At 57.9% G+C, this 11657-nt stretch carries 9 protein-coding genes and 2 pseudogenes; 4 read left to right on the forward strand and 7 right to left on the reverse strand.

Features of this window, described 5'->3' with window-relative positions:
- Positions 1-137 precede the first annotated feature (137 nt).
- Positions 138-1406, forward strand: a complete 1269-nt coding sequence (locus tag MY052_RS18810; protein WP_248537616.1) for an MFS transporter — start codon at positions 138-140, stop codon at positions 1404-1406.
- Positions 1407-1496: 90 nt separating this feature from the next.
- On the opposite strand, the gene nanQ is transcribed toward MY052_RS18810, so the two are convergent.
- The 4 genes and pseudogenes from nanQ to MY052_RS18830 all read right to left on the reverse strand — a co-directional run bounded on the left by nanQ (position 1497) and on the right by MY052_RS18830 (position 5065).
- On the reverse strand, positions 1497-1964 hold the full coding sequence (nanQ, locus tag MY052_RS18815) for an N-acetylneuraminate anomerase (RefSeq protein ID WP_248537617.1): 468 nt from the start codon (positions 1962-1964) through the stop codon (positions 1497-1499).
- Positions 1961-2836, reverse strand: a pseudogene (nanK, locus tag MY052_RS18820) (N-acetylmannosamine kinase). Before nanK ends, nanQ begins: the two are co-directional and overlap by 4 nt.
- A complete protein-coding gene (locus MY052_RS18825; RefSeq protein WP_248537618.1) occupies positions 2833-3522 on the reverse strand; it encodes an N-acetylmannosamine-6-phosphate 2-epimerase in 690 nt (229 codons plus the stop codon). The pseudogene nanK and the gene MY052_RS18825 overlap by 4 nt, the downstream one beginning before the upstream one ends.
- Before the next feature lie 52 nt (positions 3523-3574).
- Positions 3575-5065, reverse strand: a pseudogene (locus MY052_RS18830) (sialate:H+ symport family MFS transporter).
- 321 nt (positions 5066-5386) lie between these two features.
- On the opposite strand from MY052_RS18830, the gene MY052_RS18835 reads away from it, so the two are divergent.
- Together MY052_RS18835 and MY052_RS18840 are read left to right on the forward strand one after the other, a co-directional pair.
- Positions 5387-6274 carry a MurR/RpiR family transcriptional regulator gene (locus MY052_RS18835; RefSeq protein WP_035896732.1) on the forward strand — a complete coding sequence of 296 codons (888 nt, stop codon included), beginning with the start codon at positions 5387-5389 and terminating at the stop codon, positions 6272-6274.
- Positions 6275-6396: 122 nt separating this feature from the next.
- Positions 6397-7287, forward strand: a complete 891-nt coding sequence (locus MY052_RS18840; protein WP_248537619.1) for a dihydrodipicolinate synthase family protein — start codon at positions 6397-6399, stop codon at positions 7285-7287.
- A 148-nt stretch (positions 7288-7435) separates the two neighbouring features.
- On the opposite strand, the gene MY052_RS18845 is transcribed toward MY052_RS18840, so the two are convergent.
- Together MY052_RS18845 and MY052_RS18850 are read right to left on the reverse strand one after the other, a co-directional pair.
- The gene (locus MY052_RS18845; RefSeq protein ID WP_248537620.1) at positions 7436-8617 is read right to left on the reverse strand and encodes an amidohydrolase; all 1182 of its coding nucleotides are present in this window, start codon (positions 8615-8617) and stop codon (positions 7436-7438) included.
- Between the two features lie 12 nt (positions 8618-8629).
- Positions 8630-9823 carry an MFS transporter gene (locus MY052_RS18850; RefSeq protein ID WP_248537621.1) on the reverse strand — a complete coding sequence of 398 codons (1194 nt, stop codon included), beginning with the start codon at positions 9821-9823 and terminating at the stop codon, positions 8630-8632.
- A gap of 137 nt (positions 9824-9960) precedes the next feature.
- Here MY052_RS18850 and MY052_RS18855 point away from each other — a divergent pair, with 137 nt between their 5' ends.
- Positions 9961-10869 (forward strand): LysR substrate-binding domain-containing protein, encoded by a 909-nt coding sequence (locus MY052_RS18855; protein ID WP_248537622.1) that lies wholly within the window; start codon positions 9961-9963, stop codon positions 10867-10869.
- A gap of 89 nt (positions 10870-10958) precedes the next feature.
- Here the strand turns inward: MY052_RS18855 and urtE are convergent, their stop codons facing one another.
- Positions 10959-11657, reverse strand: a complete 699-nt coding sequence (gene urtE / locus MY052_RS18860; protein ID WP_035896802.1) for an urea ABC transporter ATP-binding subunit UrtE — start codon at positions 11655-11657, stop codon at positions 10959-10961.

Genomic DNA, 11657 nt, shown 5'->3' on the forward strand with positions numbered 1-11657 from the left:
AATCTCATAAATGGACCGCAGTACGTTGCTCCAGCCTCTTTCTGGCCCGGCAAATTATCTTCTCTCTGTATGACCAAAACTGTGCCTGTCCACCCAACACAGGCCGTTTCACATTCTAAGAAGTAAAGGAAAGTTTTATGCGCACCACTGGTCATACGCGCTGGTTTATGGTGGCTCTTGTCACGCTTGGCACGATTCTGTGTTACTTAACCCGCAATACTATTTCTGCCGCAGCGCCAACGCTGCAGAGCGATCTTCACGTTACTACCCAGCAGTACTCCTGGATTGTGGCAACCTTCTCCGCTTGTTACACCATCGCACAGCCTATCGCGGGCTATGTGCTGGATACCCTTGGCACCAAAGTCGGCTACACCCTGTTTGGTGCCATGTGGGGCATTTTCTGCATTGGCGCAGCCTTCACCAATAGCTGGCAGGGTCTGGCGCTGTTCCGCGGCCTGGGCGGTTTTGCCGAGAGTGCGATGATCCCCGCCGGTCTGAAATCCGTCACCGAATGGTTCCCGGATAACGAGCGCTCCGTCGCCGTTGGCTATTTCAACGTTGGTTCTTCCATGGGGGCGATTATTGCGCCGCCGCTGGTTGCATGGGCCATCTTCATTCATAGCTGGCGTCTGGCGTTTATCATCGTCGGTATCGCCAGCATGATCTGGGCGCTGGGTTGGTATCTGGTTTATAACCGCCCGGGGCAGTGCAAAAGCCTGAGCAAAGACGAATTCGACTACATCACCAGCGGACAGCCGGAGCGTAAGGTGGTGGATAAGGTGCACATCGGCCAGCTGCTGCGTCAGCGTAAATTCTGGGGTATCGCCCTGCCGCGCTTCCTGGCTGAACCGGCATGGGGGACGTTTAACGCGTGGATCCCGCTGTTTATGGTGCACACCTACGGTTTTAACCTGAAAGATATCGCCATGTTCGCGTGGATCCCGATGCTGTTCGCCGATATGGGCTGCATCATTGGCGGCTATCTGCCGGGGATTTTCCAGCGCGTCTTTGGCGTGAATATCGTGGTATCCCGCAAACTGGTCGTCACCATGGGCGCGGCGCTGATGATCCTACCGGGTATGGTTGGCCTGTTCAGCAGCCCGTTTGTCGCGATCGCCCTGCTGTGCGTCGGCGGCTTTGCCCACCAGTCGCTGTCTGGCGCGCTGATTACGCTCTCTTCCGATATGTTCGACCCGGGCGAAGTGGCCACCGCCAACGGTTTTACCGGCATGGCAGCATGGACCGCGAGCACGCTGTTCGCCTTAGTGGTTGGCGCACTGGCCGACACCTTAGGCTTCAGCCCGCTGTTTGCGGTACTGGCGGCGTTTGACGTGATTGGGGCGATTATTCTGTGGACGCTGCTGCGTTCGCCAGAGCCTGAGCTGGAAGTGAACCCGGCAAGCTGACCGGCTCCCCCCAGCGGCGCTTCGCTTGGCCGGGCTACTTCTCCTGTAGCCCGGTCGAGGTGCCAGCCGGCCCTGAGGTGGCTCGAAAGCCTACCGCTCAAGCAGCTTTCGATGCACTTTCACCACCGCTTTCTTTATCTCTGCGGGAGCCGTCCCCTGAACGCCCGGCTTATGCGGTTCGCCGGGGAAAAACACCGCAAACATCCCGGCCTGCAACGTGACAGACTGCATCGCCGCAATCTCATCACACAGCTGGTAATCCTCTTCACGGTGCCATTCATCGCACTGCCGGGCGCTGTCGACAAGCCCAAAATCAATGCGTTCTTCTCCCGCCAACAGGATCTGTACATCAATATATTCCGCGTGCAGTTCGGCTCGCTTAGCCTGCGCAGGCTGCGTCATAAACTGCATCACATTCATAAAGATATCATCGCCTTGTAAAACGTGGCAGCCCGGTTCGCACTCTTGAGGATTCGCCTCTAATGCAAACTTCAGCGCCGCCAGCAGCGTGGGAGATAACCCCGCCTTTTCGGGGTTACGGCTATCGCCAATAATCATAATGGAAACTCCTCTGCCCACAGCGCCGCGCCGCGTAAACCAGCATCGTGCTGGTAATGAGCTGCGAAAACAGGGGTGTGAAACGCCGCCGGTTCCTGCGCCAGCCGAGCGCAAACCAACGACAGATAACCGTCGGCCAGACCGACGCTGCCGCCAAGCACCACGCATTCACAGTCGTTGCTGGCCTTAAGATCGGCAATCAGCCGCGCCACGGCGTGGGCCGAACGTTCAATCAGTCTTATTGCCTGCGGATGGCCCTGCTGATAATGCGCGTAGAGGGCTTTGGCATCCAGCCCCTGTAAATCATCTACGGCCTGAGCGGCAATCGCCCGGCCCGATGCCACCGCCTCTACGCAGCCTCTGCGCCCTCAGCCGCACATCGGTCCGTGCGGGTCTGCCAGCGTGTGGCCGATATGCCCCGCCAGCCCCTGACGACCCGAAAGCAGCTTGCCATTGCTGACAATACCCCCTCCCACGCCGGTGGAGACGGTAATAAACGCCATGTCGCGAACCTCGCCCGGCAGCGCACAATACTCCGCCCATGCCGCCGCCTGCGCGTCATTGATTGCCAGACACGGCAGCCCGCTGAGCTGTTCCAGCGTCGCTACCAAAGGAAACTGCGCCAGCCCGCCGAGGTTATCCGGGTTAAGCGCCGTCAGTACGCCGTGGCGAATAATACCGGTTGAGGCGACGGCTACACGCTCAGATCGCCCCACGAGCGGAGCAATCAATGACTGAAGCGCTTCACGCAGCGCGCCCGGTGTCTGGCTAGCTGGTGTCGGTAGCGTCTGACGTTCGACTATCTGCCGCTGTGCGTTGATAAGCGCTGCGGCGAGTTTGGTCCCGCCAATATCAATCGCCAGCGTGTTCATACTGCGCCCTCGTTTATCGCGTCGCGATACCACTGGCAAATGTGCTCAAGGCGAGTAATCGCCGACCCCACGGTCACCGCCCAGGCGCCGCACGCCATTGCCTGCGCCGCCTGCGCCGGAGCGTTAAACCGCCCTTCGGCAATCACCCGATAACCCTTCGCGCTGAGCGCGGCCACCAGCGGTAGATCCGGCTCCTTTGGCACCACGTCGCAGGTATAGCCAGAGAGCGTGGTACCGATAATATCCGCCCCCAGCTGATGACAGAACGCCGCATCCTGCTGCGAGGAGCAGTCGGCCATCGCCACGCGCTGATGGTGGTGGATCCGGGCGATGGTTTCCGCCACGGCAACCGGGCGGACGCGTTCGGTGCCGTCGAAAGCAATAATATCGGCCCCGGCCTGCGCGAGTGCATCGACATCTTCGAGATACGGCGTGATGCGTACCGGGGAATCGTCGAGGTCGCGCTTCACAATCCCGATAATCGGCACCGCAATCAGCGGGCGCGTTGCCTTCAGGTTTTCAATCCCCTCGATTCGCACCGACACGGCACCCGCCTGTACCGCCGCTAGCGCCATTGCCGCGACGATATCGGGTTTATCTAACGGGCTGCCGGACACCGGCTGACAGGAAACGATAAGCCCACCGTGCTGTTTAATTGCTGCATCCATCTTCTCTAACAACGACATAAGTACATCCTTAACTTCAATATGATCGCCCGGCGCGTCCGGGCGCCTTGAATTAATGCTTACCGCAAACCGGAACGGATTTTTCACTCTGGCGCATCACTGCGCCGCTGAACGGCTTACCGTCGATAGCATCATGCGTGCGCAGCGCTTCCGGGCGCAGCCAGCGCTGAACGCGGGACGGCATATCCAGACCAATGAGCAGGATCACCACGAAGGTCAAACCAAAGGAGAGCGAGCAAAGCGCGGAGCCAAGGCTCAGGTGCTGCGCCACCAGCGCACCGATGACCGTTGCCGCTGCGCCGCCGAGCGCACCAACGTTGTAGGTAAAACCCAGCCCCGCCGCACGCTGGTCGGTATCGAAATAACCGCCAATCAGCTTTGGCAAAATCCCGGCAATCCCCTGTCCCAGCATCTGCTGGAAGAACAGCAAGACACCGAGCCCCCAGATGCTGGAGCCGCCAATAGCAAAAACGGGAATAATCAAAACCTGGGAAGCCAGCAGGCTGTATACGTAGGCTTTGCGGGTACCAAGCCAGTCGCCAAGGAAGCCGCCAACGATACAGCCCACCGCCGCGCCAAAGCCGCTAAAGAACAGCACCTGCGCCACGGTCGCCGGGTTGTAGCCCAGTTCGCTTTTCAGATAGGTTGGTAACAGCGCCTGAATAGGCCAGGAATAGAGGAAGGCAAACAGCACCACCACCATCAGCATCACGCCCGTCGGCCAGCGCTTGCCGCTGCTTTGCACCATAAAGCTGACAAAGATGACGGTACATACCAGCGCTAACAGCATAACGATCGCCGGGTTGTGCAAATTACCCGCGAAGCAGAACCACAGCGCCGCGATAGCCATACCGCTCATCACGATATTCAGCACGCGAAGCCGACCGCGATAGAGGATATCGACCATGGTGCGCACCGGGGTTTTACTCGCCTGACGCACCTTCCAGTCGTCGGTTTCGGGGATATTTTTCCGCAGCCACAGCGCGAAGATAATCGGCAGAATGCCAATGAAGAACAGCGCGCGCCAACCCCAGAGCGGCACGATCAGACTGTAAGCCTGCGCCGCCACCACCGCGCCGACGGAAAAGCCAGAAATCAGGAAGCCGCTGGCCTTATTACGTAAATGCTTTGGCCAGCTTTCAATCACATAGGTGGCGCTGGAGCCATATTCCCCCGCCATCCCCATACCGATAACCATACGGGCAATAAACATCGAGGCGTATCCCGGTGCGAGGCCGCAGGCCAGCGTGCCGACCTAGAAGAGAATAATGCTGGTGACCATTGAGAGACGACGGCCATAGCGGTCGCCCATCGCGCCCAGCAGCAGGCCGCCAAACCAGCGAGAGATAAACGCCGCAGAAATAATGCTCGCCGCCTGAACGGTGGTGAGCTGAAACTCGCTTTGTACTTCCGTCAATACCAGGGCAATTAAGACAAAATCAAAACCATCAAGCAAATAGCCAAGCCATGCGGCAGAGAAAGCCCGCCACTGGGATTTATTAAGGTGTTTGTACCATGGAATGGCCTTTGTAATTCCACTCATGTTGCGCTCCTGTGATGAGCAAATTTCACGACCTAAGTGCCAGGAAGAAGAGTGCGTCGCACTCAAATGAAGCAAAACTCCATTTAATTTATTTACAAGAAGCAAAGCACCACAAGTGAGCATAATGAAATGTGTGAACAACGTCATAGGGGTAAGCGTAGATGAGGAGGAAAAGTCGATCTGGGTCACAACATTCCCAATATTCGCCAACGGAGCGGGTAAAATGGCGGCGATTACGCGCTTTTTACGCCGATTTTCTTGCCTGACAACAGGCGCTGCCCCATCATGAATACCCACAGTCAGCGTGAAGAGCAGGAAGCAATGGAGAGTCCGAATTCACCGGTCAAAGCCGGAAAAATACTTGATACTCTGGGGGCCATGCAGAGCAGTCTGACCCGCGTCGGACAACGTATTGCCCACTACATCATGACTTCCCCTCACAAGGTGACACAGCTTTCCATCGCCGATCTCTCACAGGAGATCAACGCCGGTGAAGCTTCGGTGATCCGCTTTTGTCGGCTGCTCGGCTACAAAGGGTTTCAGAACTTCAAAATGGAGCTCGCCATTGAGCTGGCGATGGTCGACAGCGACGACAGCAGCACCCTGCTGGATGCCGAGGTAGTGGAAAATGATGATGCCCATACCATCGGCCTGAAGCTGCAAGGGGTGATTGCCAACGTACTTTCCGAGACGCTAAATCTGCTCGATATGCAGCAGGTCGAGCAGGTCGTTGATGCCCTGTACACCTGCAATAGCACCTATATATTCGGCGTGGGCGCCTCCGGTATCACCGCTGAAGATATGAAGCACAAGCTGATGCGTATTGGCATGCGCGTGGATGCGCTGACCAACAACCACTTCATGTATATGCAGGCCTCCTTACTGAAACCGGGCGACGTCGCCGTCGGCATCAGTCATTCGGGCCACTCGCCGGAAACCACCCACGCGCTGCAGCTGGCCAAAGATGCCGGTGCCACTACCGTTGCGTTGACCCACAACCTCGGTTCTCCGCTGAGTAAAGTGGCTGATTTCACGCTGATTAACGGTAATCGACAAGGGCGGCTGCAGGGCGACTCTATCGGCACCAAAACCGCGCAGCTGTTCGTGCTGGATCTGATCTACACCCTGCTGGTGCAAAAAGATCCGGAACGCGCAAAGGCCAATAAGCTGCGGACCATGGATGCGCTGACGGTGCCTCGCCAGGCCTGATTTAGTGCTATCGATCACACTCTGATACTCTCGCTTTTCGCCATGGGTATCATTTAATCGCAAATTGGAGTTATGCTTCATTTAACTTTTAGTTAAGAAGAAAAACACCAATTGAGGTTTACATGGAAAAGCTAACAGGTCTTATCGCCGCACCGCATACCCCTTTCGATGCCCATGGTGAAGTGAACTATCCGGTCATTGACCAGATTGCCGAGCATCTCATTGGCCAGGGCGTCAAGGGCGTGTACGTTCTTGGCACCACCGGCGAAGGCATCCACTGCTCCGTTGCCGAGCGTAAAAAGGTTGCCGAGCGCTGGGTTGCGGCAAGCCACGGTAAGCTCAGCATTACGCTGCATACCGGCGCACTGAGCATCGCCGACTCGCTGGAGCTAAGCCGTCATGCGGAGACGTTAGATATTTTCGCCACCTCGGTCATTGGTCCTTGCTTCTTCAAACCTTCAAGCGTGGACGACCTGGTGGAATACTGCCGACTCAACGCCGCTGCCGCACCGTCGAAAGGTTTCTATTACTATCACTCGGGGATGTCCGGGCTGAGCCTGGACATGGAGCAGTTCCTGATTGCCGCAGCGGATAAAATCCCGAATCTGTCCGGGATGAAGTTTAACTCCGGCGACATGTACGAATTCCAGCGCTGCCTGCGGGTCAATAACGGCCAGTTTGATATTCCGTTCGGTGTGGATGAGTTTTTACCCGCGGGTCTGGCCTGCGGCGCGGTCGGCGCGGTCGGCAGCACCTATAACTATGCGGCACCGCTGTATCATCGCCTGATCGACAGCTTCAATCAGGGCAATCATCAGGACGTTGCAGCCTGCATGGATAAAGTGATCGCCATTATTCGCGTGCTGGTGCAGTACGGCGGCGTGGCGGCTGGGAAGCTGGCGATGCAGCTGCACGGTATTGACGTTGGCGACCCGCGTCGTCCGCTGCGCCCGATGACGGCGGAGCAGAAGCAGGATGCGCTGGCGAAGTTTCGCGCCGCTGAGTTTATCTAAATGTGAGGGTTCGGCACGTGCACCCTCACCCAGCCCCTCTCCCTGAAAGGGAGAGGGTGAAAGTCCCGCCTGTTTTGAGCACTGTACTTTCTAGCCGCACATTCGGTCCCCTCGCCCCTTTGGGGAGAGGGTTAGGGTGAGGGGAAATTTACTCAATATTCAACAGCTGACTCACCAGCGCAATATGGGTCTTAATCCCCACCGCCAGCGCATCCTCATCAATGCGGAAATGCGGGTTATGCACGTTCCACGTCGCCCCTTTCTCTTTATTACCGCAGCCGATAAACAGGAACGTCCCCGGAATTTTCTCCTGATAGGAGGAGAAATCTTCACTGCCGAACAGCGCCTTCTCTTCCAGCTTCAGCGTACCCGCCGGGAAGTGGTGGCCAATCGCTTCGCGGGCAATCGTGTTGGTCACCTCATGGTTATTACCCACCGCGTAGCCTTTCTGCCACTGGATATCGCAGCCCGCGCCGTGCGCCGCTGCAATGCCGTTCACAATCCGCGACATCAGCCCCGGCACAGTTTCCCGCACCTGCTGATTGTGGGTACGCAGCGTGCCCGCCAGGCGCGCGCTGTCGGGGATAACGTTATAGCTATCACCCGCCTGGAAGGTGGCGATGGTCAGCACCGGCGCGGTGCCGGGGTCGATATTGCGGGCCACAATCTGCTGCAACGCCCCCACCATTTCAGCGCCGATGGTCACCGGGTCGATACAGTGCTGTGGCATTGAACCGTGACCGCCCTTGCCGCGAATGGTGATATCAAAGTTGTCGCTGGAGGCCACATAAACGCCCTCTTTTAAGGCGATCGTCCCTACCGGGCTGGTCGGAAAAACGTGCAGCCCAAAAATATGCTCCACATCGTCCACCACGCCCAGTTCCACCAGTTCACGCGCCCCGCCCGGCGGGACTTCTTCAGCAGGCTGGAAGATAAACTTGATGCTACCGTGCAGCCGATCGCGGAGCTGGCAGAGCACTTTTACCGCCCCCATCAGCATCGCCGCATGGGCATCGTGACCGCAGGCGTGCATCACGCCGGGTACGGTTGAACAGAAACTTTCACCGCTCTCTTCCTGTAGCGGCAGCGCGTCGATATCGGCGCGCAGCGCCCACATTGGGCCAGGATGCGCACCGCGCAGCACGGCAATCACGCAGTTCTCCACCGGGCGACTGATTTCCAGACCGGCAAATGACGCCAGTTCGCGGGCGATATAGTCCGCCGTTGGCTTCTCCTGAAATGATAAATCCGGGTGGGCGTGAATATGGCGACGCCAGCGCAGCGCATCTTCAAAGGCCGCGGAGATTAACTGTTCAGTGGTGTGATTCATCAGATTATCCTTCTACTCAACAACAGGCAGGCTGGCGACGGTGCGGCGCTTCATCAGCGGCAGCACCGCCAGGGCGGAGCAGACCATCGCCAGTGACAGAAACGTAAACGCGCTGGCGTAACCGTGGGTGTTCTCCACCAGGTAGCCAATCACGATAGGTGAGACAAAGCCGCCCAGCGTGCCGCCGGTATTAATCAGGCCAATCGCCGAGCCCATCATATTCTCCGGCAGGCGTTTCATCGGCAGCGTAAAGGCGGTGACAAACGTCGACATCAGGAAGACCTCACCGACAAACAGCAGCAGGCTGGCAGTCAGCGGCGTCGTAGCATGGAAGATAGAAAAAATGGCCGCGGCGCTCAGCAGGGCGCTAATCACAATCACCAGCGGTTCGCGATTGAGGAAGTATTTGCCCACCAGCCAGCCGGTGCCGAGCGAGGAGATCCAGATCCCAAGACCGCCCGCCGCCACCACATAGCCGGAAGCCGACAGCGACATCCCCATATGCTGGACGAAGAATTTCGGCAGCCACGCCATCAGGCCGTAGCTGGGAATATTGACGCAGAAAATCGACAGAAACAGCAAGATAACCGTTGGGTTACGCCACAGCGACGCGCCGGAAACGGCCTGCTTTTTCACGCTCGGCGTTACCTGCTGGCGCGGTACGCGCAGGGCAATCAGCGCGGCAATCACGCAGACCATCACCCCCAGTACGGTAAACGAGGTATGCCAGCCCATCATCGCCAGGGCGTTCACCGCGATAATCGGCCCGATAGTCATCGCCAGCCCCGCGGATGAGAGCAAAATCGACTGGGCGAAGGTGCGCTTCTCAACGCTGAAATTACTGACCACCGCCTTGGCGCACGAGCACGGATAGCCGGAATGGCCCACGCCGGAGAGAAAACGAAACAGCAGCAGCAGGCCAAAACTCGCGCCCAACGCGCCAAAGCAAAGTGCGAAAATGCCCAGCGCCGCCAGCGACATCACCAGCATGGTTTTGTAGCCAATGCGATCGTTCAGCCAGCCAGCAGGCACCTGAAACAATGAATAAGCAAGGAAGAAGATCCCGGTGATATAGCCCAGTTGCTCGGCGTTAAGGCCAAACTCTTTTTCGATAGGCAATAAAGCAAAGCCGGTCACGGTCTTGTCGATGTAGACAAATACGTAGCCAATAAACAGCAAAAAGATCATTTGAGACTGACTTTTCATTATTTTTTCCGCCTTGTGTCTCATTGGAATAGATGTTGTGTGAGGACGATTGCCCCTACGTATCCTGGCGCTTTACCCGAAAGGCGGGAAGATGTAATTTTTCTATAGGTGATGCTTTTTTCTGATAGGGGTAAGCGGTGAAATATTTACCAAAAGTGAACCAGCTACAGGCGCTAAAGCAGGTAGCGCGCAGCGGCAGCATCCGTGCGGCCGCCCGCGAGTTGGGGCAGTCTCAGCCCGCGCTCAGCCGCACGTTGCGTGAGCTGGAGCAAACCCTGGGGACGCAACTTTTATTACGCAGCAAAGAAGGCATCACCCTGACCGAAGCAGGCTGCGCGTTTTCGCAGCGTGCAGAGTGGGTGCTGGAGGAGCTGCGTCGCGCCGCCGATGAGGTGGAGCAGATAAACCATGCGACTCACGGTCGGCTGACCATCGGCTACTCGTCGCTCATTGCGCTGACGGTTTTTCCCGCCGTTGCCGACGCCTTTAAGCAGGCGCTGCCGCAGGTGGCGCTCACGCTGAAGGAAGGGCAGCTTTCTTCGCTGTTGCCCGGCGTACGTAGCGGTGAGATAGACCTGGCCGTTGGCTCCATCGACCCGATGCACCCGCCGGAAGGGGTGATGATTGAGCCGCTGTTCACCACCCCGTTTTGCGTGGTGGCGCGCCAGGGACATCCGCTGGCAAATGAGGGGGATTTAATGGCGCTGCGGCGGGCAAAATGGCTGCTGCCGGAGTCGCCGATGGGCTACTACCAGCAGCTACAGAACGAGCTGTCTCACTTTTATCGCCAGTTGGCGATTGCACCGCTGCGCACCGATTCGGTGATAACCGGGCTGAATATGGTGCTGGAATCCGACTATCTGACCATCGTCGCCCGCGCCATGAGCCAGCCGCTGCAGCTGGAGGGGAAAATCGTCACGCTGCCGGTTTCGACCCTGCCCGCCGCGCAGTATTGCGCGGTCTGGTCGCAGAAATCGGCGCTCACGGCTAATGCCCAGCAGTTTTTATCGCGGCTGCGCGAAGCATGCCAGGGGTATAACTGGTAGGACTGATAAGCGTAGCGCCATCAGGCAATTCGGCGCACATTGCCGGATGGCGGCGTTGCCTTATCCGGCCTACAACGGCCACCCCACTGTTATATCGCGACTAACTGACGCACGCCCTGCGCTTCCATTTCGTTACCGCGCCCGCGCTGCACGATGGTGCCGCGTGACATCACCAGGTAGCTGTCCGCCAGCTCGGCGGCAAAATCATAAAACTGCTCCACCAGCAGAATCGCCATATCGCCCCGGTTGGCGAGGCTGCGAATCACCGCGCCGATCTCTTTGATCACCGACGGCTGGATCCCTTCGGTTGGCTCGTCAAGGATCAACAGCTGCGGCTTGCACGCAAGCGCTCGGCCGATCGCCAGCTGCTGTTGCTGCCCGCCCGAGAGATCCCCACCCCGCCGCTGCTTCATTTCACGCAGTACCGGAAACAGCGCGTAGATCTCCTCCGGTACGCTTTTGGCCTGCGCGCCAGAAAAGCGCGACAGCCCCATCAGCAGGTTCTCTTCGACCGTCAAACGCGGGAAAATCTCGCGCCCCTGCGGTACATAGGCAATCCCCTGCTGCACCCGCTGGTGCGGCTTGCAATGGTTAATCAGCTTACCCTGCCAATGCAACGTGCCAGATTTCGCCGGGATGATGCCCATCAGGCATTTCAGCAGCGTGGTTTTGCCCACGCCGTTGCGCCCTAGCAGACAGGTAATCTCGCCCGGCGTGGTCTCAAACGACAGGCCGCGCAGAATATGGCTGCCGCCGTAATACTGATTTAAATCATTCACCTGTAACAT

Origin of the sequence: Kluyvera ascorbata (assembly GCF_023195735.1) — a bacterium.
GTDB lineage: Bacteria > Pseudomonadota > Gammaproteobacteria > Enterobacterales > Enterobacteriaceae > Kluyvera > Kluyvera ascorbata.